A 22125-nucleotide genomic window follows, 5' to 3' on the forward strand; every position below is an offset into this window, starting at 1 on the left:
CGGCGGTAACCTCGCCGGGTGGTGAGCCAGCTGCCCGAGTCGACCCCCACCGGACGCCCGGCGACGCGGCCGAGTCGTCCCCCGCACACCCCGCTCGCCGATGTGGTGACGGCGCTGGGCGGACAGCCGCGGGTGATCGGCGAGCCGGCCGGGGTCTCGGTCACCGGGGTCAGCCTCAGCTCGCAGCGGATCCTCCCCGGCGACCTGTACGCCGCGCTTCCGGGGGCCCGCGCCCACGGCGCCGACTTCACCGCGGCCGCCCTGGACGCCGGGGCGGTGGCGGTGCTCACCGACGCCGCCGGTGCGGACCGGATCAGCGGGTCGGGGCTCCCGGCGGTGCCGATCCTGGTCGTCGAGCGGCCGCGGGCGGTGCTCGGCCGGCTGGCTGCTCGGGTCTATGCCGAGCCGGCCACGGCGATGGCGATGATCGGCGTCACCGGCACCCAGGGCAAGACCACCACGACCCGGCTCGCCGAGGACGGCCTGCAGCGCGCCGGCGTGACCGCCGCGGTGGTCGGCACCGTGGGCACGCGAGTGGCCGGCCAGGACGTGCCATCGCTGCTGACCACCCCGGAGGCGCCGGACCTGCACGGCCTGTTCGCCGCGATGCGTGAGCGGGAGGTCCGCGCCTGCGCGATGGAGGTCTCCAGCCACGCGCTGGTGCTGGGGCGGGTGGACGGCATCGTCTTCGACGTGGCGGTGTTCACCAACCTGGGCCGCGACCACCTCGACTTCCATGCCGACGTGGAGGACTACTTCGCGGCGAAGGCGTCGCTGTTCACCCCCGAGCGGGCGCGGCTGGGGTTGGTCAACGTCGACGACGCCCACGGAAGGCGGCTGGCGCGGGAGTCGACGATCCCGACGCGCACCTTCTCCGCTGCCGGCGCCGACGCCGACTGGCGGGCGGCCGACGTCGTGCTCCACGCGGACCGCTCCGAGTTCGTGGTCCTCGGCCCCGGTGGCCTCCGGGTCCCGGCGGGCTGTCCGCTGCCCGGCGACTTCAACGTCGCGAACACCCTGGCCGCGGTCGCGGCCTGTGCCGAGGCCGGCTTCGACGCTGGAGCCGTCGCCGAGGGCATCCGGCGCGGCGCCGGCGTTCCCGGCCGGCTCGAGACCGTCGAGACCGGCCGGGACTTCGCACTGGTCGTCGACTACGCGCACAAGCCCGACGCCGTCGAGGCCGCCCTGCGCACGCTGCGTCCGCTCGCCAGCGGGCGGCTCCTGGTGGTGCTCGGCGCCGGCGGTGACCGCGACCCTGGCAAGCGCCCGGTGATGGGCGACCTCGCCGCGCGGCTGGCCGACGTGCTGGTGGTCACCGACGACAACCCGCGCAGCGAGGACCCCGCCACGATCCGCGCGGCGCTGCTGGCCGGCGCCCGCGGCGCGCCGGCACCGCACGCCGAGGTGCTCGAGGTGGGCGATCGGCGGGAGGCGATCCGCGCCGCGGTCCGGCGGGCCGGGCCCGGCGACATCGTGCTGGTGGCCGGCAAGGGCCACGAGACCGGGCAGGAGGTCGCCGGCGTCGTGCACCCGTTCGACGACCGGCAGGTGGCGGCCGAGGTGCTGCGAGAGGAGTGCTCGAGGCCATGATCGCGATGACCCTGTCCGAGATCGCCGAGGTGGTCGGCGGCACCCTGCACGCAGCCCCCGGTGACGCGGCGCGCGTGGTGGCCGGGCCGGCGTACCTCGACAGCCGCACGCCGGTCGCCGACGGCCTGTTCGTCGCCGTCGTGGGCGAGCGCACCGACGGCCACGAGCACGCCGCGGGGGCACACGCCGTGCTCGGCAGCCGACCGACGGCGGCGCCGACCGTCGTGGTGGCCGACCCCGTCGTGGCGCTGGGCCGGCTGGCCCGCCACGTGGTCGACCGGCTGACCGGTGCGGGGCTCACCGTGCTGGCGCTGACCGGGTCCCAGGGCAAGACCGGAACCAAGGACTACCTCGCCCAGGTGCTGGCCTCCTCCCGTCCGACGATCGCGACCGCCGGCAGCTACAACAACGAGCTGGGGCTGCCGCTGACCGCGCTCCAGGCGAGCGCCGGCACCCGCGACCTGGTGCTCGAGATGGGGGCGCGGGGCATCGGCCACATCTCCTACCTGTGCGGCATCGCGCCGCCCTCGATCGCGGCCGTGCTCAACGTCGGCACCGCACACCTGGGCGAGTTCGGCAGCCGCGAGGCGATCGCGGCGGCCAAGGGCGAGATCGTCGAGGCGCTGCCACCCGAGGGCACGGCGGTGCTCAACGCCGACGACCCGCTCACCGCGGCGATGGCGGACCGCACCCGGGCCCGGGTGCTCACGTTCGGTCGCACCGGTGACGTCTCGTGGCGGAGCCTGGAGCTCGACGACCTGGGCCGGCCCTCCTTCGAGCTCGGCCACGACGGGGCGTGGGCGCCGGTCCGGCTGACCCAGACCGGCGCGCACCAGGCCGCCAACGCGGCCGCGGCCGCGGCGATGGCGCTGGCCGCCGGGCTGTCGCTCGGCGAGGTCGCCGAGGCACTGGGCCGGGCCACCGCCGCGTCGCGCTGGCGGATGGAGCTGCACGAGCGGGCCGACGGGCTGCTGGTCGTCAACGACGCCTACAACGCCAACCCGGCGTCGATGGCCGCCGCGCTCGACGCGCTCGCCACCATCGGCGGGCGGCGGGGCCGGCGCACCCTGGCCGTGCTCGGCGAGATGCGCGAGCTCGGCGAGCACGCCCATGCCGAGCACCAGGCCGTCGGCCGGTACGCCGCGCAGACCGGCGTCGGCGCGGTCGTCGCGGTGGGCGCCGCAGCCGCCGGCATCGCCGAGGGCGCGCGGTCCACCCCGGGCTGGTCGGGCACGGCCGTCGCCGTGGAGGCCCGTGACGAGGCGCTGTCGTGGGTGAGGCAGAATGCCGGGGCCGCGGACGTGGTCCTGGTCAAGGCCTCGCGCGGTGCCGCCCTGGAGGTCGTGGCCGACGGGCTGCTCCAGCCGGCCGCAACGTCAGCCGGTCAGCCAGATGCATCGGGTCTCGAGGGAGGAACCAGCACGCCATGAGAGCCGTCCTGTTCGGAGGCGGCCTGGCCCTGCTGATCTCCCTGCTCGGCACCCGGGTCGCGATCACCCAGTTCACCAAGTGGGGCTACGGCCAGGAGATCCGCGACGACGGGCCCACCAGCCATCACACCAAGCGCGGCACGCCGACCATGGGCGGCGTCGTGATCATCCTGGCCACGGTGGCCGGCTACTTCGGGGCGAAGCTGATCACCCATAGCCCCCCGTCGGCGTCGGCGCTGCTGCTGCTCTTCCTGTTCGCCGGCATGGGGCTGGTCGGCTTTCTCGACGACTTCATCAAGATCTCCAAGCAGCGCAGCCTGGGCCTGCGCAGCAAGGCCAAGATGATCGGCCAGACCGTGGTGGCGGTCGTCTTCGGGCTGCTGGCGCTGGCGCCGTGGCTCGAGGACGACCGCGGTCAGACGCCGGCCTCGCGGCACCTGTCGTTCATCCGCGACTTCGAGAGCTGGACCATGCCGACCGCCGTCGTCCTGCTGCTGGTCTGGCTGCTGGTCACCGGCTTCAGCAACGCGGTCAACCTCACCGACGGGCTCGACGGACTCGCCGCCGGCGCCTCGGTGATGGTCTTCGCCTCCTACATGCTCGTGAACATCTGGCAGTTCAACCAGTACTGCGGCACCGCCGGTGGCAGCCAGTGCTACGAGGTGCGCGACCCGCTCGACCTGGCCGTGGTCGCCGCGGCGATCACCGGAGCCTGCTTCGGCTTCCTGTGGTGGAACGCCTCGCCGGCCCAGATCTTCATGGGCGACACCGGCTCGCTGGCGCTCGGCGGCGCGGTCGCCGGGTTCGCCGTGATGACCCGCACCGAGCTGCTGCTGGTGATCCTGGGCGGGCTGTTCGTGCTGGAGACCGCCTCGGTGATGCTCCAGGTGGCCACCTTCAAGATCAGCAAGCGGCTGACCGGCACCGGCCGGCGGGTGTTCCGGATCGCCCCGATCCACCACCACTTCGAGATGCTCGGCTGGGAGCAGGTCACCGTCGTGATCCGGTTCTGGATCATCACCGGCATCTGCGTCGCGGCCGGCCTGGGCATCTTCTACGCGGAGTGGGTGGCCGGCGTCTGATGAGCCGACGTCGATGAGCCCGGACCCACGCCTGCTCGGTCGTCGCGACTCGTGGGAGGGCGTGCGCGCGGTCGTCGCCGGGTTCGGCGTCTCCGGCTTCGCCGCCGCCGACAACCTGCTCCACCTCGGCGCGGACGTCACCGCGCTCGACGAGTCGGCCGACGACACCGACGGACGCGCCCAGAAGGCCGAGCTGCTCGAGGTGCTCGGCGCCACGATCCGGCTCGGCGAGGGCAGCACCGCCACGCTGCCCGACGACGTCGACCTGGTCGTCACCTCGCCCGGCTGGCGGCCCTCCGCTCCGCTGCTCGCGCAGGCGCGGGCCCGCGGCGTCCCCGTGTGGGGCGAGGTCGAGCTCGCGTGGCGCCTTCGCGACCCCGAGCACGCCGCGCCCTGGCTGGCCGTCACCGGCACCAAGGGGAAGACCACCACCGTGCAGCTGCTCGACGCGATCCTGCGCGCGGCCGGGCTGCGCAGCATCGCGGTCGGAGACGCGGGGCTGCCGATCGTGGAGGCGGTGATGGACCCCACGCCGTACGACGTGATGGCCGTCGAGCTGTCCAGCCTCCAGCTGCACCACACCGAGTCGATGAGCGCCGAGGCGGCCGCGGTGCTCAACGTCGCCGAGGACCACCTCGGCTGGTACGCCGAGCTCGGTGCCGAGCAGGGCACCGACCCCGTGGCCGCCTACGCGAGCGACATGGGCCGCATCTACGAGCAGGTGCAGCGGGTCTGCGTCTACAACGCGGCCGACGCCGAGACCGAGCGTCTGGTGCGCGAGGCCGACGTCGTCGAGGGCGCACGGGCGATCGGCTTCACGCTCGGCATGCCCGGCGTCGGCATGGTCGGCGTCGTCGAGGACATCCTCGCCGACCGGGCGTTCATCGACGAGCGCGAGACCAGCGCCGCCGAGCTCTGCACGATCGGCGACCTGGCCTCCTCCGCTCCGCACTTCGTCGCCGACGCGCTCGCCGCCGCCGCCCTGGCCCGGGCGCACGGCGTCTCCCAGGCGGCCGTTCGCGACGGGTTGCGCTCCTTCCGCCCCGGCTGACACCTCACCGTCGACACCCTTTCGCGACACGCGCCGGATGTGCCGGTCATCGTGGTCGACGGCGGTGAGACTGGTGACCACGGTGGACGAGACCCGCCGCGGCCGTGAGGAGGAGGGTCGAGGACAGTGCTGGCTGACCTCGACGCGAGCAACCGGAGTCGAGGGGAGAGCCGATGACCGCGGTGGACCCCGGCACCCGCCCGCTCGACCCGCCCCCGGCGTCGCCCACGCGGACCCGTCCGTCGCCACGCGCCTGGCTCGCCGCGGCGCGGCGCGCGACCACCACGATCCGGGAGGCGCTCGACCGTCCGCTGACCGCCTACTACCTGCTGCTCGGCGCTTCGGCCCTGCTGCTGACGATCGGGCTGGTGATGGTGCTCAGCGCCTCCAGCGTCTACTCCTACAAGGTCCACGACGGCGACTCCTACGCCGTGGTGACGCGGCAGCTGATGTGGGTGCTGATCGGCCTGCCCTGCGCCTGGATCGCCAGCCGGCTCCCGCTCCGGCTGATCCGCGGCCTGGCCTACCCGGCGTACGCGCTGTCGCTGGTGCTGCTGCTGCTCACCGCGCTCATCGGGGTGGAGGTCAACGGCAACCAGAACTGGCTGGCGCTGGGCCCGGTGCAGATCCAGCCCTCCGAGATCGCCAAGCTCGCGCTGATCCTCTGGGCGGCGCACATCTACGCCAACAAGGAGCGCCGGCTCGGCAGCCTGCACGAGGTGATCGTGCCGGTGGTGCCGGGCCTGGCGCTGGCCACCGGGCTGGTCGTCTTCGGGCGTGACCTGGGCACCGCACTGGTGCTCTTCGCGATCATGCTCGGGCTGCTCTGGGTGGTCGGCGCCCCGGCGAAGCTGTTCTGGTTCAGCATCACCGTGGTGGGCGTGCTCGCGCTCGGGCTGGCCACGCTCGACCAGGAGCGGGTGACCCGGATGACCAACTTCGTCGACCCGTTCGCCGACTACCACGACGCCGGCTGGCAGCCGGCCCACGGCCTCTACGCGCTGTCCTCCGGAGGCTGGTTCGGGCGCGGCATCGGCGCCAGCCAGCAGAAGTGGGGGCAGCTGCCCGAGGCGCACACCGACTTCATCTTCGCGGTGCTGGGGGAGGAGCTGGGCCTGATCGGCACCCTGCTGGTCATCGGGCTGTTCCTCACCATCGCCTACGCGGCCCTGAAGGTGGCGCGACGCACCCAGGACCCGTTCGTGCGCTATGCGACCTTCGGCGTCGTGGTGTGGCTGCTCGGCCAGATGATCATCAACGTCGGCATGGTGCTGGCGCTGCTGCCGGTGATCGGCATCCCGCTCCCGCTGGTCTCCTACGGCGGGTCGGCACTGCTGCCCTCGCTGGTCGCCCTCGGCCTGGTCATCGGCTTCGCCCGGCGCGAGCCCGAGGCGGCTCGGGCGCTGGCCGCCCGGCGCCGGCAGTCCGCGGGCCTGTCCGCTCGCCGGCGCCCGGACCGGATCTCGTAGGGTCGCCGACATCATGCGCGTCCTGCTCGCCGGCGGTGGCACCGCCGGACACACCTCGCCCCTGCTCGCCACCGCCGACGCCCTGCGCCGGCTCGCCCCCGACACCGAGGTGACCTGTCTGGGCACCCCTCGGGGTCTCGAGAACCGGGTCGTCCCCGAGGCCGGCTACCCCCTCGAGCTGGTGCCGCCGGTGCCGCTCCCGCGCAAGCCCGGCAAGGACCTCCTGCTGGTGCCCGCCCGGCTGCGCGAGGCCGTGCGGCAGACCGCCGACGTGCTCGACCGCGTCCGGCCCGACGTGGTGGTCGGCTACGGAGGCTACGTATCGGTGCCCGCCTACCTCGCCGCCCGCCGTCGCCGGCTCCCCATCGTGGTGCACGAGCAGAACGCCCTGCCGGGCCTGGCCAACCGGGTCGGGGCCCGGGTCGCGACGCGGGTGGCGGTGAGCTTCCCCGGCACCCCGCTGCGGGGGGCCGAGCACATCGGCCTCCCGATCCGCACGATGATCTCCTCGCTCGACCGGTCCGCGCGCCGGGCCGAGGCCCGCGCGTTCTTCGGTCTCGACCCGGACCGGCCCACGCTGGTGGTCACCGGGGGCTCGCAGGGTGCGCGCCGGCTCAACCAGTCGGTCTCCGCGGCGGCTCGGGTGCTCGGCGAGGCGGGCGTGCAGGTGCTGCACGTGGTGGGTCCGAAGGGCGAGGCGCACCCGGAGGCCGTGCCCGGTGGACCGCCCTACGTGGTGCTGCCGTTCGTCGACCGGATGGACCTCGCGCTGGCCGCCGCCGACCTGATGGTCTGCCGGGCTGGCGCGAACAGCGTCACCGAGGCGGCCGCGGTCGGGGTGCCCGCGGTGTTCGTGCCGCTGCCGATCGGCAACGGCGAGCAGGAGCACAACGCCCGGCCGGTCGTCGACGCCGGCGGCGCACTGCTGGTCTCCGACGCCGCGTTCAGCTCCGAGTGGGTCGCCGCGACCGTGCCCGGGCTGGCGGCCGACGCCGAGCGCCTCGCCGCGATGAGCCGAGCCGCCTCCGGGCTGATCCCGCGTGACGCCGACAAGCACCTGGCACGCATCGTGCTCGAGACCGGGAGCCGGCGGTGAAGGTCCCGGTTCCCGACCGGATCCTGCCGGCCGACCGGCTCGGCCGGGTGCACTTCGTCGGCATCGGCGGCGCCGGCCTGTCTGCGATCGCTCGCATCATGCTCGCGCGTGGCGTGCCGGTCAGCGGCAGCGACGGCGCCGACTCCCCGACGCTGACCGCCCTGCGCGAGGCGGGGGCCCGGGTCCACCTCGGGCACGCGGCCGAGCAGCTGGGCGACGCCGACACCGTGGTGGTCTCCACCGCGGTCCGCGAGGACAACCCCGAGTACGCCGAGGCGGTACGCCGCGGGCTGCGGGTGCTGCCGCGCTCGGCCGCGCTGGCCGCGGTGATGGCCGGGCGCCGGGTGCTCGCGGTGGCCGGCACCCACGGCAAGACCACCACGACCTCGCTGCTGACCGTCGCGCTGGAGGCCGCCGGCGCCGACCCGACGTACGCCGTCGGCGGCGACCTGGCCGACCGCGGCACCAACGCCGCGGAGGGCAGCGGCGAGCTCTTCGTGGCCGAGGCCGACGAGAGCGACGGGGCCTTCCTGGTCTACGAGCCCTGGGCCGCCGTCGTGACCAACGTCGAGGCCGACCACCTCGACAACTGGGGCACCGAGGAGGCCTACCGGGCGGCGTTCGCCGAGTTCGTCGACCGGGTCCGGCCCGGCGGCTTCCTGGTCTGCGTGGTCGACGACCCGGGCGCGGCTGAGCTGGCTCGCCTGGCGCGCGAACGGGGCGTGAGCACGGTCGGGGTGGGGGAGTCCGCGGACGCGGAGGTCCGGGCGCGCGACGTCGTACTGGCCGGCACCACCTCGGTGTTCACGGTCGTCGACGGCGGCCGCGAGCTGGGCCGGGTGACGCTGCGCATCCCCGGACGCCACTACGTGCTCGACGCTCTCGCGGCGCTCACCGTGGGCCTGCGCCTCGGCCTGCCGTTCGACCGGCTGCGTGCCGGGCTGGAGGCATTCGGTGGCACCCGCCGCCGGATGGAGCGCAAGGGCGAGGCGGCCGGCGTGCGCGTCTACGACAGCTATGCGCACCATCCCGCCGAGATCGCCGGCGACCTCCAGGCCGGTCGCTCGGTCGCGGGGGAGGGGCGCCTGGTGGTCGCCTTCCAGCCGCACCTGGTCTCGCGCACCCGGCTCTTCGGTCCCGCGATGGGGGAGGCGCTCGGCGCCGCCGACGAGGTGGTCGTGCTCGACGTCTACCTCGCGCGCGAGGAGGCCGACCCGGAGGTGACCGGCGACCTGGTGGCCGATGCGGTGCCGCTGCCCCCCGAGCGGGTCGCCTCGGTCGGTGGGCTCGACGACGCGGTGGCCGAGCTCGCCCGGCGAGCCCGCGCCGGTGACCTGGTGTTGACGCTCGGCGCCGGCGACGTCACGCAGGTCGGCCCCCGGCTGCTCGCCCGGTTGGCCGCCGAAGACGAGGCGGAGGACGGGACTCGGTGACCAGCGGCACCCGTCGCTCCTCCACCCGGCGCCCTCCCGAGGCGGAGTCGGAGCGCACGCGCCGCCGGTTCGCCCGGCGGCAGTGGACCCGCCGCTGGCTGACCTGGAAGCCGGTGGTCGCCGGCGTCGCCCTCCTGGGGGTCGTCGGCGCGGCGGTGTGGGCGGTGTTTTTCTCGGCCTGGCTGTCGGTCGCCGGCGTCGAGGTGCGGGGCACGGACCTGCTCTCCCGCGAGGAGGTGCGGGCGGCCGCGGCCGTGCCCACGGGCGACCCGGTCGCCACCGTCGACCTCGCCGGTGTCGAGGCCCGCGTGGAGGCGCTCGCACCGGTGCGCTCCGCCGAGGTCTCGCGACAGTGGCCGGACCAGGTGCTGGTGGTCGTGGAGGAGCGGGTAGCCGTGGCCGTGGTCGAGCTCGGCGGGCGGCTGCGGGGCATGGACGCCGACGGCGTCGTCTTCCGTGACTACGCCGACCCGCCCGAGGGCCTGCCGCGGGTGCTGACCCGGTCCGGCACCACCTCGGCGGCGTTGAGCGAGGGCGCGTCGGTGATCGCCGCGCTGCCCGCCGAGATCGCGGAGCTGGTCGAGCACGTCGAGATCGAGACCGTCGACGCGATCGCGCTCGCCCTCACCGACGGGCGCACGGTCCGCTGGGGGAGCGCGGAGGAGTCCGAGCAGAAGGCGGAGGTGCTGGCGCACCTGCTGAGCAAGCCCGGGCCGATCTACGACGTGTCGGTGCCCGGTCAGCCGACCACCTGTGCGCAGCCGGCGCTCTGCGGGTGAGCGGTCGGGGGACGTCTCCGGGCCGGGCGCGAGCGAAGTCCCGCCGACACCCGGGCGTGTCGCCACGATCCGGGGCCGTCGGTTCCCTACTGTCGTTCCCACGACGAGGTTGACATAACTATAACCCTCAGGCTGAGGGTAAGGGTTGTCGCCCCGTCGCACCTGTACCTGGACGACAACCGACGTCCGTGACTCCTCGGACACGATCAGCGAGAGGCGAACCTGCCGTGGCAGCAGCGCAGAACTACCTGGCCATCATCAAGGTCGTGGGCATCGGTGGCGGCGGCGTCAACGCCGTCAACCGGATGATCGAGGTCGGGCTCAAGGGCGTCGAGTTCATCGCCATCAACACCGACGCCCAGGCCCTGCTCATGAGCGATGCCGACGTCAAGCTCGACATCGGCCGCGAGCTCACCCGCGGCCTCGGCGCCGGCGCGAACCCCGACGTGGGTGCCCGGGCCGCCGAGGACCACGCCGAGGAGATCGAAGAGGTCATCAAGGGCGCCGACATGGTGTTCGTGACCGCCGGCGAGGGCGGCGGCACCGGCACCGGCGGCGCGCCCGTGGTGGCGCGCATCGCCCGCTCGCTCGGGGCACTGACCATCGGCGTGGTCACTCGTCCGTTCGCCTTCGAGGGGCGTCGCCGCGCCAACTCCGCCGAGGAGGGGATCGCGGCGCTCCGCGAGGAGGTCGACACCCTCATCGTGATCCCGAACGACCGGCTGCTCTCGATCAGCGACCGCAACGTCTCCATGCTCGACGCGTTCAAGCAGGCCGACCAGGTGCTGCTGCAGGGCGTCTCGGGCATCACCGACCTGATCACCACCCCCGGCCTGATCAACCTCGACTTCGCCGACGTGAAGTCGGTGATGGCCAACGCCGGCTCCGCCCTGATGGGCATCGGGTCGGCGCGCGGTGACGACCGGTCCGTGGCGGCTGCCGAGATGGCGGTCTCCAGCCCGCTGCTCGAGGCCTCGATCGACGGGGCCCACGGCGTGCTGCTCTCGATCGCCGGGGGCTCCGACCTCGGCCTGTTCGAGATCAACGAGGCGGCCGCCCTGGTCGCCGAGGCCGTGCACCCGGAGGCCAACATCATCTTCGGTGCCACCATCGACGACGCGCTCGGCGACGAGGTGCGCGTCACCGTGATCGCGGCCGGGTTCGACGGTGGTCAGCCCAAGCGTCGCGACGAGGGCACGGTGCTGCGCCGCGAGCCCCGTCAGGCCGCGGCCCCGGCTGCGCCCGACGACACCCGTGCCGTGGCCCAGGCGGCGGCGACCCGTCGCGAGGACCAGCGCGAGAAGGAGCCGGTGTTCGCCGGCGCTCGCGGCGAGTCCGGCCAGGGCGGTCAGCCGGGCCGGCCCTCGCAGTCCGGCGCCGCGGGCCAGGGGGCCGCACGGCCCGCTCCCGAGCGCACCGCGCCGGCGCAGACCCGGCCGGCGCCGCGCCAGGTGGAGTTCGACGACGACGACCTCGACGTCCCGGACTTCCTGAAGTAGGCGCGAGCGTCGGTCCCGGACGGCATTCCGAGGTGTACCACCACCGCAGCAGCCACCCCGCCGGCGACGGCGGGGTGGTCGAGGTCGCCTTCACCGATCGCCACGGCGGCGTCAGTGAGGGACCCTTCGCCTCGCTCAACCTCGCGGTCGACGGTGCGGACGACCCGGCGGCGCGAGCCGAGAACCTGCGCCGGGTGCTGGCCGACTTCGCTCCCGGCGACGACCTCGTCGACCTGCGCCAGGTGCACGGCGCCACGGTGCACGTCGACGACGGCAGCCGAGGGCAGGCCGGTGCTCGCCCCGAGGCCGACGGCGTGGTCACCGGTCGCGCCGGCGCGGTGCTCGCGGTGCGAGCCGCCGACTGTGTGCCGGTGCTCCTCGCCGACCTCGAGACCGGAGTGGTGGGCGCCGCCCACGCCGGCCGCCAGGGTGTGCTGACGGGCGTGGTGCCCGCCACCGTGGTGCGCATGCGAGAGCTCGGAGCCGGCCCGGTCACCGCCTGGATCGGGCCGCACGTGTGCGGCGCCTGCTACGAGGTGCCCGAGCAGTTGCAGCGCGAGGTGCTCGCCGCGGTTCCCCAGTCGCGGGCCACCACCTCGTGGGGCACCCCCGCACTCGACCTGGGGGCCGGCGTCCGCGCGCAACTGGCGGCCGCACCCGGAGGGCCGGTGACCGTCGTCGACGTCTCGGCCTGCACCCTCGAGTCGGACCACCTCTACTCCCACCGGCGCGACAGCGGCCGTGCCGGTCGGATCGCGGGACTGGTCCGGCGCTCGCCGCCGCGCGCCGGCCGGGAGGCGTCGTGAGCACGCCGTCCGGCCGGCGCGAGGAGATCGCGACCCGACTCGCCCGGGTCCGGGCCCGGATCGCGGCGGCCTGTGCGGAGGTGGACCGCGACCCCGGCCAGGTGCGGCTCGTGGTGGTGACCAAGTTCTTCCCCGCCTCCGACGTGCGGCTGCTCGCCGAGCTGGGCGTCACCGACGTGGGGGAGAACCGTCACCAGGAGGCCGAGCAGAAGGCCGCCGAGTGCGCCGACCTCGGGCTCCGGTGGCACTTCATCGGCGGCCTGCAGAGCAACAAGGCGGCTGCGGTCGCGGGCTACGCCCACGTCGTGCAGTCGCTCGACCGTCGCAAGCTGGTCGCCCCGCTCGAGCGCGGCGCCGCGACGCGGCCGGAGGCGATCGACTGCCTGTTGCAGGTGAGCCTGGACCCGCCCGAGGCCGACCACCGGTTCGGCGCGCCGCCCTCCGAGCTGCCCGAGTTGGCGGCGGCGGTCGAGGCGGCGGCGCACCTGCGGTTGCGCGGCCTGATGGCCGTCGCCCCGCTCGACTCCGACCCGGCCGAGGCGTTCTCCCGGTTGGCCGCACACCACCGCGAGCTGCTGATCGACCACCCCGAGGCGACCTGGCTCTCGGCAGGCATGAGCGGCGACCTGGAGCACGCGCTCCGGGCCGGCGCGACACACGTACGCATAGGCTCCGCGGTCCTCGGTTCGAGGCCACGGGTCAAGTAGGGTCCAAACCGTCACAGCGCGCCCCGACCAGGGCGCCGGAAGTTCCGGAGGAACACTCATGAGCGGCGCGATGCGCAGGATCGGGGAGTACCTCGGCCTGCTCGAGGACACCGGCCGGTACGACGAGTACGACGGCGACGACTACCACACCGAGGAGACCGCGCCGGTCGCCTCGGCGAACCGTGCGCCCAAGGTGCGAGAGCACCGCCCTGCCCCTGTGTCCGACCTGTCCGAGCGCCGTCGCACGGCCCCGGGCCCCACCGGAGTGGTCGCTGAGTTGTCCCGCATCGTCACCCTGCACCCGAGCACCTACAACGAGGCGCGGCTGGTCGGTGAGAACTACCGCGAGGGCACGCCGGTGATCATGAACCTCTCCGAGATGGACGACGCCGACGCCAAGCGGCTCGTCGACTTCGCTGCCGGCCTGATCTTCGCCACCCGCGGCGACATCGAGCGGGTGACCAACAAGGTGTTCCTGCTCTCCCCGCCCAACGTGACCGTCGCGGCCGAGGACAAGCGCCGCATCGCCGAGGGCGGCTTCTTCAACCAGAGCTGACCGGGGCAGACCCGGGCGCCGGCCGTTAGGGATCCCTGGGGCCGGCCCCCTACGCTTGCCTCCCCGGGGCCTCGGTGCCGCCCCGGCCATCAGTCCTGACTCGTCGGAAGAAGCAGCCTCACGTGAACGCCGTCGGTATCCCGCTCTACTTCGCGCTCTGGGCCTTCATCGGTCTGCTGTGGGTGCGCTTCGTCGTGGACTGGGTGCAGGTCTTCGCGCGCTCCTGGACGCCCAGCGGGCCGCTCCTGGTGCTGCTGGAGCTGGTGTACTCCGCGACCGACCCGCCGATCAAGGCGCTGCGCCGGATCATCCCGCCGCTGCGGATCGGCAACTTCGCACTCGATCTCAGCTTCCTGATCGTGATGCTCGTGGCCTACATCCTGCTGACCGTGGTCGGGAACACGATGCTGTGAGGCCTGGCGTCGCCGGGACGCCGGCCCGGGCATCGACGGCCGGGTTCCGCCGCGAGTCACACCAGTCCCACGGCAGGCGCTATTGTTCGACGGAAAGTTGTTCTGTGTGTTCCCTTCGACGATCTATGAATGGGTGAGGTCATGCCGCTGACGCCTGAGGACGTGAGCAACAAGCGCTTTACTCCCGTCCGGCTCCGCGAGGGCTACGACATGGGCGAGGTCGACCAGTTCCTCGACGAGGTCGAGGCCGAGCTGGCGCGGCTGACGAAGGAGAATGAGGACCTCCGGGCGAAGCTCGCGGCCGTCCAGGGCGGCGCCGCGGCCCCGGCACCCGCCCCCGCCCCGGTCGAGCAGAAGGCTCCCGAGCCGGCACCGGTGCCCACCCCTGCTCCTGCTCCCGCCCCGGCAGCGGCCGTGGTCGGTGGCCCGGTCGAGACGATCCGGGTCGAGACCGTCCCTCAGGCGTCGAACGCCGCGGCGCGGCTGCTGGAGATCGCCACGCGCAACGCCGACGAGCTGGTCGAAGAGGCCAAGAACGAGGCCGACAAGATCGTCGGGGAGGCTCGCACGAAGGCCGAGCGGCTCGAGTCCGAGGCCAAGACCAAGGCCGAGCGGCTCGAGTCCGACGCCCGCACCCGGGCCCAGATGCTCGACTCCGAGACCGCCGAGCGACGCCAGCAGATGTTCGGCGACCTCGAGAAGGAGCGCGACAAGCTCAACGGCGAGGTGGAGACGCTGCGCTCCTTCGAGCGCGAGTACCGCTCCCGCCTGAAGAGCTACTTCTCCCAGCAGCTCGAGGTGTTGGGCGGGACCTCCGAGACGCCCCCTCCGGGTGATGGTCAGCCGGCACCGAAGCGGCTGCGCTCGATCCTCGGCGAGGACGAGAGCTGACCTGAGTCGAACGCTGCACGCCGACCGACCGGCCCCTCCGGGGTGCCGGTCGGTCGCGCATTTCCCGCGTGGCGGTTTGGACCGACCGTGCTCACGGACTACCCTCCGGGCACATCGACTCAGGAGGCCACGTTCGGATGGCACGCAGCACGAGCAAGTCGCTCGCAGGTCAGGCGGCCTCGGCCGCGCTCCGGGTGATCGGTCGTCGGCGCCCCGCCGCCGACCAGGCCGATGCTCCCGACGAGCCCGCCGAGAAGACCCCGGCCAAGAAGACCCCGGCCAAGAAGGCCGCCGCGAAGAAGGCTCCCGCGAAGCAGACCGCGGCGAAGCAGACCGCGGCGAAGAAGACCGCGGCGAAGAAGACCGCGGCGAAGCAGACCGCGGCGAAGAAGACCGCGGCGAAGAAGACCGCGGCGAAGAAGACGGCGGCCAAGAAGGCTCCGGCGAAGAAGACGGCCGCGAAGAAGACCGCGGCCAAGAAGGCTGCGGCGAAGAAGACGTCCGCGGCGAGAGCGGCGACGAGCAGCAGGCAAGAGATCACCCCCGAGCAGACGAAGGCGGCACCAGTGAAGGCCTCCGCGAAGAGCACCGCGAAGAACACCGCACCGGCGGCCGACAAGGCGCCCTCCCCGACGAACGGCCGCTCCGCGGGGTCCGCATCCGCCCTCGTGGTCAAGGAGGGGGAGGAGGCCTGGACCAAGGCGGAGCTGAAGGAGGTCCTCGACGAGCTGCACGGGCAGCGCGAGCACAGCGTGGCCTTCCTCGAGCAGCAGGAGGCGGAGCTCTCCGGGTTGATGCGAGACTCCGGCGACGGTGCCGGTCACGACCAGGCCGACGTCGGCGCCAGCAGCTTCGAGCGCGACCACGAGCTCTCCGTGCTGACCAGTGAGCGCGACAAGATCGCGCAGATCGACAGAGCCCTCCAGCGCATCGAGAACGGCAGCTACGGCCAGTGCGAGTCCTGCGGTCAGCCCATCGGCAAGATGCGGCTGATGGCCTTCCCCCGTGCCACACTGTGCATGACATGCAAGCAGCGCGAGGAACGTCGCTGAGCGACCCGGCCGGCACGCCGACGAGGCCAGCGACCAGTGGTCGGCTGCGTCTCGCCTTCGCCGCCGTCGCGGCGGCCGCCTACCTGATCGACGTCGTCACCAAGGTGCTGGCGGTCGAGCACCTGGCCGGAGAGCCCGACGTCCCGGTCGTCGGCGACCTGCTGGTGCTCCACCTGACCCGCAACCCGGGGGCCGCGTTCAGCACCGGCACCGAGTACACCGTGGTCCTCTCGTGTGTGGCGATCACGGCCGTGCTGGTGGTGCTGTGGCTGAGCCGGCGCGTCGGCAGCCGGCTGTGGGCGGTGGGCCTGGGCCTGCTCCTGGCCGGTGTCGCCGGCAACCTGACCGACCGGCTGCTGCGTTCCCCCGGCCCGCTGCGCGGTCACGTGATCGACTTCTTGATGCTGCCCAACTGGCCGGTGTTCAACGTGGCCGACATCTGCATCAACGCGGCCGCGGGGCTGATCCTGGTCCAGGCGTTCCGCGGCATCCGCGTCGACGGCAGTCGCCACGACGACGACGAGGCCGGCGCGACCGACGATCCGAGCGAGGAGACCCGGTGAGCACCGAGAGCGAACACCGCGTGCTGACGGTGCCGGAGGGGCTCGCGGGCGAGCGGGTCGACGCCGCGATGGCTCGCCTGTTCGGTCTCTCCCGCACTCGGGCGGCCGAGCTGATCGCCGCCGACCTGGTGCTGGTCGACGGCGGCACCGTCGGCAAGAGCGACCGGGTGCTGCCCGGGGCGGTTCTCGAGGTCAGCATCCCCCGGGTGGCGCAGATGGAGCTCGTCCCCGAGATCGTCGAGGGGATCAAGATCATCCACGACGACGACTCGATCGTCGTGATCGACAAGCCGGTCGGGGTGGCGGTGCACCCCTCGCCCGGCTGGTCCGGCCCCACCGTCGCCGGGCACCTGGCCGGTGCCGGCTTCCGGATCGCGACGAGCGGCGCCTCCGAGCGCCAGGGCATCGTGCAGCGCCTCGATGTGGGCACCTCGGGGGTGATGGTGATCTGCAAGTCCGAGCACGCCTACTCCCTGCTGAAGAACGCCTTCCGCAACCGCACCGTCGACAAGACCTACCACGCGCTGGTGCAGGGGCACCCCGACCCGCTCGAGGGCACCGTCGACGCCCCGATCGCCCGACACCCCCGCTACGACTACAAGTTCGCGGTGCGCGCCGACGGCAGGCACAGCGTCACCCACTACCGCACCCTCGAGGCGCACCGGTTCGCGAGCCTGCTCGAGGTCCACCTCGAGACCGGGCGCACCCACCAGATCCGGGTGCACATGTCCGCTCTGAAGCACCCGTGCGTGGGTGACCTGACCTACGGAGCCGACCCGGTGCTGGCCCGCAGGGTGGGGCTGGAGCGCCAGTGGCTGCACGCGGTGCGGCTCGGGTTCGAACACCCCGACTCCGGCGACTACGTCGAGTACGAGTCCGGCTACCCCGACGACCTCGCCCACGCGCTCGAGATCGTCCGAGATGGCGCCTGAGGCCGATCCGGGCGAGCTGACGGTGCGCCCCGGCGACCCCGCGGACCTCCCAGCGGTCGCCGAGCTCTACCTGCGCACGCGCGAGGCGGCGTACCCGGCCATGCCCCACGGCGTCCACCCGCCCGACGAGGTGCGCGCCTATGTCGCCGGCTGGGACCTGTCCCGGCGCGAGCTCTGGGTGGCCGAGCAGGCCGCGGCGCTGGTGGGCTACGCCGTCGTCGAGGACGACTGGCTGGACTCGCTCTACGTCGCACCCGAGGCCGCCGGGCGCGGCATCGGCTCGGTGCTGCTCGAGGTGGTCAAGCAGCGACGCCCCGGCGGGTTCGGGCTGTGGGTCTTCGAGAGCAACGAGTCGGCGCGGCGGTTCTACCGCCGCCACGGCCTCGTCGAGACCGAGCGCACCGACGGCTCCGCCAACGAGGAAGGGGCCCCCGACATCCGGGTCGAGTGGGCCGGCACGCGTCCGCTGTGACACCGGCGTCACCGCGGCGGCTGTCGGCGGTGGCTGCCAGGATCGGGCCCGGCGATCGCGTAGTCTGACGGTCTTCCCCCAGAAGCCCGCCCGGTGCTGCCCGGTCGTTGCTGCCTGCCCCCGTTCTCTCCCCGCTCGAAGGATCGCTCGCGACCATGGCCTCTGGTTCCGACAGCTTCGTCCACCTGCACGTCCACACCGAGTACTCCATGCTCGACGGTGCGGCTCGGCTGGGGGCGCTGGCGGACCGCACCGCCGAGCTGGGCATGCCGGCGATCGCGATGACCGACCACGGCAACGTGTTCGGCGCCTACGACTTCTACCGCTCGTGCAAGGCCGTCGGGGTCAAGCCGATCATCGGCATCGAGGCCTACTTCACCCCCAACATCTCCCGCTTCGAGCGCAAGGGCGTCAACTTCTACGATGGCGGACCCGACGACGTCTCCGCGCGCGGCGCCTACACCCACATGACGCTGCTCAGCGAGTCCACCGAGGGCATGCACAACCTGTTCCGGCTCTCCACCGGCGCCTGGAAGGACGGCTACTTCAAGCAGCCGCGCATGGACCGCGAGCTCCTCGCGCAGCACTCCCGCGGCATCATCGGCACCACCGGCTGCCCCTCGGGCGAGGTGCAGGTGCACCTGCGCTACGGCCAGTACGACGCCGCCCGCAAGGTGGCCGGCGAGTTCCAGGACATCCTCGGTCGCGAGAACTACTTCCTCGAGCTGATGGACCACGGCCTCGACATCGAGAACCGGGTCCGCGACGACCTGCTCCGGCTCGGTCGCGACCTGAACATCCCGATGATCGCGACCAACGACTCCCACTACGTGATGCGCGAGGACGCCAAGTCCCAAGAGCACCTGCTGTGCATCAACTCCGGCTCCACGATGGACATCCCGGCCGGCGACGGTCCCGGCCAGCGCTTCGCCTTCTCCGGCGACGGCTACTACATCAAGAGCCCCGAGGAGATGCGCGCGCTCTGGGCCGACCGCTACGACCTGCGCGAGGCCTGCGACAACACGCTGTGGATCGCCGAGCGGTGCGACGTCGAGTTCACCGAGGGCATCGGCACCTACATGCCCGAGTTCGAGTGTCCTCCGGGCGAGACCGAGGACTCCTGGATGGTCAAGGAGGTCCAGCGCGGACTGGAGCGGCGCTATCCGGACGGCGTCCCCGACGCGGTGCGCCAGCAGGCCGACTTCGAGATCGGCGTGATCACCCAGATGGGGTTCAGCGGCTACTTCCTGGTCGTGGCCGACTTCATCAACTGGGCCAAGAACAACGGCATCCGGGTCGGCCCCGGCCGCGGCTCCGGCGCTGGCTCGATGGTGGCCTACGCGATGCGGATCACCGACCTCGACCCGCTCGAGCACGGGCTCATCTTCGAGCGGTTCCTCAACCCCGACCGGGTCTCCATGCCCGACTTCGACATCGACTTCGACGAGCGCCGGCGCGGCGAGGTCATCAAGTACGTCACCGACAAGTACGGCGACGACCGGGTGTCGATGATCGTCACCTACGGCACGATCAAGGCCAAGCAGGCCGTCAAGGACTCCTCGCGCATCCTCGGCTACCCGTTCGCCATGGGTGACCGGATCACCAAGGCGATGCCGGCCGCGGTGATGGGCAAGGACGTCCCCCTCCAGCAGATCTTCGACCCCGAGCACAAGCGCTACTCCGAGGGCGGCGAGTTCCGCTCCCTCTACGACGGCGACGCCGACGTGCGCAAGGTGGTCGACACCGCGATCGGCATCGAGGGGCTCAAGCGGCAGTGGGGGGTGCACGCCGCCGGCGTGATCATGTCGCGCGCGCCGCTCGAGGACGTGATCCCGCTGCTCAAGCGCCCCGCCGACGGCGCGATGATCACGCAGTTCGACTACCCCACCTGTGAGGGCCTCGGCCTGATCAAGATGGACTTCCTCGGCCTGCGCAACCTCACCGTCCTCGACGACGCGGTCAAGAACATCGAGGCCAACCGCGGCGAGACCATCGTGCTGGAGGACCTCCCGCTCACCGACGAGGCCACGTTCCGGCTGCTCCAGCGCGGTGACACCCTGGGGGTCTTCCAGCTCGACGGCGGGCCGATGCGGGCGCTGCTGCGCTCGATGCGTCCCGACACCTTCGAAGACATCTCCGCGGTCGGCGCGCTCTACCGACCTGGTCCGATGGGCGCCGACTCCCACAACAAGTACGCCCGGCGCAAGACCGGCCGCGAGCCCGTGGAGCCGATCCACCCCGAGCTCGCCGAGCCGCTCGCCGACATCCTGGGGGAGACCTACGGTCTGATCGTCTACCAGGAGCAGGTCATGGCGATCGCCCAGAAGCTCGCGGGCTACAGCCTCGGCCAGGCGGACCTGCTGCGGCGGGCGATGGGCAAGAAGAAGAAGGCGGAGCTCGACAAGCAGTTCGAGACCTTCAGCGCCGGCATGAAGGAGCGCGGCTACTCGATGGCCGCGGTCAAGACGCTGTGGGACATCCTGCTGCCGTTCTCCGACTACGCCTTCAACAAGGCACACTCCGCGGCCTACGGGCTGGTCTCCTACTGGACCGCCTTCCTCAAGGCCAACTACCCAGCCGAATACATGGCCGCGCTGCTGACCTCGACCAAGGACGACAAGGACAAGTCGGCGATCTACCTCAACGAGTGCCGCCGGATGAAGATCCAGGTGCTGCCTCCCGACGTCAACGAGTCGGCCAACAACTTCACCCCGGTCGGCAACGACGTCCGGTTCGGGCTCGGCGCGATCCGCAACGTCGGCACCAACGTCGTCGACGGCATCGTCCGGGCGCGTGAGGAGAAGGGCCGCTTCGTCGACTTCAACGACTTCCTCGGCAAGGTGCCCGCCCACGTGTGCAACAAGCGGGTCATCGAGTCGCTGGTCAAGGCCGGGGCCTTCGACGAGATGAAGCATCGGCGCCGGGCCCTGGTGGCGATCCACGAGACCGCCGTCGACCAGTACGTCGACATCAAGCGCAACGAGGCGATCGGCCAGGACTCCCTCTTCGGGGGCCTCGACGACTCCGACGGCGGCTCGTTCGGGGTGAGCGTGAACATCCCCGACATCGACGAGTGGGACAAGTCCACGCTGCTCGCGCACGAGCGCGACATGCTCGGCCTCTACGTCTCCGACCACCCGCTGCTCGGCCTCGAGCACGTGCTGGCCAACGGCACCGACTGCACGATCGGCCAGCTGATGCTCGACGAGGACCGCCCCGACGGGTCGGTGATCACGATCAGCGGCCTGATCACCTCGGTGCAGCGCAAGATCACCAAGCGGGGCGACGCGTGGGCGATGATCACCCTCGAGGACCTCGACGGCGCCATCGACGTGCTGCTGTTCCCCAGCTCCTACCAGCTGGCCGCTCCGCACCTGGCCGAGGACAACATCATCACGGTCAAGGGCCGGCTCTCCCGCAGCAAGGACCAGCCCGAGCTGCAGGGCCAGGAGGTGAGCGTCCCCGACATCTCCGACGGTCCGTCCGGCCCCGTGGTGATCTCGCTGCCGTCGACCCGCTGCACGCCCCCCGTCGTCGAGCAGCTCAAGGACGTCCTGGTCACCCACCCGGGCGTCACCGAGGTCCGGCTGCGGCTGCTCACCCGGGAGGCGACCCGGGTGATGCGGCTCGACGACCGGCTGCGGGTCACCCCGAGCCCGGCGCTGTTCGCCGACCTCAAGCAGCTGCTGGGCCCCGGATGCCTGACCAGCTGACCACCGTGCACGCGTTCTCGGGCCCGCCCGCCGACCCCGCCCCGGCGGGGTGGGGCAGGGTGATGGTGGAGATCTGTGCGGTGCTCGCGCTCTTCGCTCTCGGCGGGGCGCTCTGCGGTGTCCTGTGGCAGTGGTGGTGGGAGCCGGCCGACGGCGTGGCCTCCGGCGGTGTCTGGTACACCAACGAGGCGGGCCTGCGCGAGGCATTCTCCGGCACCGCCACCTACGTGGTGGTGGCGCTGGCCGGCGGTCTCGTCCTCGGTGCGCTGTGTGCCCACCTGTTCCACCGGGCCGAGGTGTTCACGCTGGTCGCCGTGGCGCTGGGAGCCGGGCTCGCCGCCTGGCTGATGTGGCAGGTCGGCGTGCAGCTCGGCCCCGGCGACCCCGACGAGCTCGCCCGGGTCGCCGACGACGGCACCCGGATCCCCGACGACCTGTCGGTGACCGGCCGCACCCCGTTCGCCGCGTTCCCGGTGGGGGCCTTGAGCGGCCTGGCCGCGGTCTACCTGCTGCTGCTCGACCGCCGGACCCGGTAGGCTGCCTGCCGCTCGAGCGCACACGGCGGGGATCGCCCGCCCGGTCTTTGGGGGT

Annotated in this window: 20 protein-coding genes; all 20 read left to right on the top strand. The window is 72.6% G+C overall.

Features of this window, described 5'->3' with window-relative positions:
• Nucleotides 1-21: 21 nt before the first annotated feature.
• The 20 genes from D6B71_RS04940 to D6B71_RS05035 all read left to right on the top strand — a co-directional run bounded on the left by D6B71_RS04940 (nucleotide 22) and on the right by D6B71_RS05035 (nucleotide 22070).
• Entirely contained in the window at nucleotides 22-1590 is a 1569-nt protein-coding gene (locus D6B71_RS04940; RefSeq protein ID WP_476739130.1) for a UDP-N-acetylmuramoyl-L-alanyl-D-glutamate--2,6-diaminopimelate ligase, read from the top strand.
• Entirely contained in the window at nucleotides 1587-3020 is a 1434-nt protein-coding gene (locus tag D6B71_RS04945) for a UDP-N-acetylmuramoyl-tripeptide--D-alanyl-D-alanine ligase (RefSeq protein ID WP_121252992.1), read from the top strand. The genes D6B71_RS04940 and D6B71_RS04945 overlap by 4 nt, the downstream gene beginning before the upstream one ends.
• On the top strand, nucleotides 3017-4102 hold the full coding sequence (mraY, locus tag D6B71_RS04950) for a phospho-N-acetylmuramoyl-pentapeptide-transferase (protein ID WP_121252567.1): 1086 nt from the start codon (nucleotides 3017-3019) through the stop codon (nucleotides 4100-4102). Before D6B71_RS04945 ends, mraY begins: the two co-directional genes overlap by 4 nt.
• A gap of 13 nt (nucleotides 4103-4115) precedes the next feature.
• Nucleotides 4116-5153, top strand: coding sequence for a Mur ligase family protein (locus tag D6B71_RS04955; protein ID WP_206051561.1), 1038 nt, complete (start codon nucleotides 4116-4118; stop codon nucleotides 5151-5153).
• A 173-nt stretch (nucleotides 5154-5326) separates the two neighbouring features.
• Entirely contained in the window at nucleotides 5327-6622 is a 1296-nt protein-coding gene (gene ftsW / locus D6B71_RS04960) for a putative lipid II flippase FtsW (protein WP_121252569.1), read from the top strand.
• Between the two features lie 13 nt (nucleotides 6623-6635).
• Complete coding sequence (gene murG, locus D6B71_RS04965) at nucleotides 6636-7718, top strand: undecaprenyldiphospho-muramoylpentapeptide beta-N-acetylglucosaminyltransferase (RefSeq protein ID WP_121252571.1); 1083 nt, start codon at nucleotides 6636-6638, stop codon at nucleotides 7716-7718.
• Nucleotides 7715-9151 carry a UDP-N-acetylmuramate--L-alanine ligase gene (murC, locus tag D6B71_RS04970; protein WP_121252573.1) on the top strand — a complete coding sequence of 479 codons (1437 nt, stop codon included), beginning with the start codon at nucleotides 7715-7717 and terminating at the stop codon, nucleotides 9149-9151. The genes murG and murC overlap by 4 nt, the downstream gene beginning before the upstream one ends.
• Entirely contained in the window at nucleotides 9148-9930 is a 783-nt protein-coding gene (locus tag D6B71_RS04975; protein WP_121252575.1) for a cell division protein FtsQ/DivIB, read from the top strand. Before murC ends, D6B71_RS04975 begins: the two co-directional genes overlap by 4 nt.
• Before the next feature lie 227 nt (nucleotides 9931-10157).
• On the top strand, nucleotides 10158-11429 hold the full coding sequence (gene ftsZ / locus D6B71_RS04980; protein WP_121252577.1) for a cell division protein FtsZ: 1272 nt from the start codon (nucleotides 10158-10160) through the stop codon (nucleotides 11427-11429).
• A 32-nt stretch (nucleotides 11430-11461) separates the two neighbouring features.
• A complete protein-coding gene (locus D6B71_RS04985; RefSeq protein ID WP_240641082.1) occupies nucleotides 11462-12235 on the top strand; it encodes a purine nucleoside phosphorylase YfiH/LACC1 family protein in 774 nt (257 codons plus the stop codon).
• Nucleotides 12232-12942 carry a YggS family pyridoxal phosphate-dependent enzyme gene (locus tag D6B71_RS04990; RefSeq protein WP_240641083.1) on the top strand — a complete coding sequence of 237 codons (711 nt, stop codon included), beginning with the start codon at nucleotides 12232-12234 and terminating at the stop codon, nucleotides 12940-12942. The genes D6B71_RS04985 and D6B71_RS04990 overlap by 4 nt, the downstream gene beginning before the upstream one ends.
• A 58-nt stretch (nucleotides 12943-13000) precedes the next feature.
• Entirely contained in the window at nucleotides 13001-13498 is a 498-nt protein-coding gene (locus D6B71_RS04995) for a cell division protein SepF (protein WP_121252579.1), read from the top strand.
• A 122-nt stretch (nucleotides 13499-13620) separates the two neighbouring features.
• On the top strand, nucleotides 13621-13911 hold the full coding sequence (locus D6B71_RS05000) for a YggT family protein (RefSeq protein ID WP_121252581.1): 291 nt from the start codon (nucleotides 13621-13623) through the stop codon (nucleotides 13909-13911).
• A gap of 141 nt (nucleotides 13912-14052) precedes the next feature.
• On the top strand, nucleotides 14053-14802 hold the full coding sequence (locus tag D6B71_RS05005) for a DivIVA domain-containing protein (protein ID WP_121252998.1): 750 nt from the start codon (nucleotides 14053-14055) through the stop codon (nucleotides 14800-14802).
• A 137-nt stretch (nucleotides 14803-14939) separates the two neighbouring features.
• The gene (locus D6B71_RS23355; protein WP_121252583.1) at nucleotides 14940-15854 is read left to right on the top strand and encodes a TraR/DksA family transcriptional regulator; all 915 of its coding nucleotides are present in this window, start codon (nucleotides 14940-14942) and stop codon (nucleotides 15852-15854) included.
• Nucleotides 15827-16417, top strand: coding sequence for a signal peptidase II (gene lspA / locus D6B71_RS05015; protein WP_121252585.1), 591 nt, complete (start codon nucleotides 15827-15829; stop codon nucleotides 16415-16417). The genes D6B71_RS23355 and lspA overlap by 28 nt, the downstream gene beginning before the upstream one ends.
• Nucleotides 16414-17349: an RluA family pseudouridine synthase gene (locus D6B71_RS05020; RefSeq protein WP_121252587.1), complete on the top strand. Its 936-nt coding sequence runs from the start codon at nucleotides 16414-16416 to the stop codon at nucleotides 17347-17349. The genes lspA and D6B71_RS05020 overlap by 4 nt, the downstream gene beginning before the upstream one ends.
• A complete protein-coding gene (locus D6B71_RS05025; RefSeq protein WP_121252588.1) occupies nucleotides 17339-17821 on the top strand; it encodes a GNAT family N-acetyltransferase in 483 nt (160 codons plus the stop codon). The genes D6B71_RS05020 and D6B71_RS05025 overlap by 11 nt, the downstream gene beginning before the upstream one ends.
• Before the next feature lie 155 nt (nucleotides 17822-17976).
• Nucleotides 17977-21534 (top strand): DNA polymerase III subunit alpha, encoded by a 3558-nt coding sequence (dnaE, locus tag D6B71_RS05030; protein ID WP_121252590.1) that lies wholly within the window; start codon nucleotides 17977-17979, stop codon nucleotides 21532-21534.
• Nucleotides 21519-22070 carry a hypothetical protein gene (locus D6B71_RS05035; RefSeq protein WP_121252592.1) on the top strand — a complete coding sequence of 184 codons (552 nt, stop codon included), beginning with the start codon at nucleotides 21519-21521 and terminating at the stop codon, nucleotides 22068-22070. The genes dnaE and D6B71_RS05035 overlap by 16 nt, the downstream gene beginning before the upstream one ends.
• Nucleotides 22071-22125 lie beyond the last annotated feature (55 nt).

It is taken from the genome of Nocardioides ferulae, assembly GCF_003660455.1.
GTDB classification, from domain to species: domain Bacteria; phylum Actinomycetota; class Actinomycetes; order Propionibacteriales; family Nocardioidaceae; genus Nocardioides; species Nocardioides ferulae.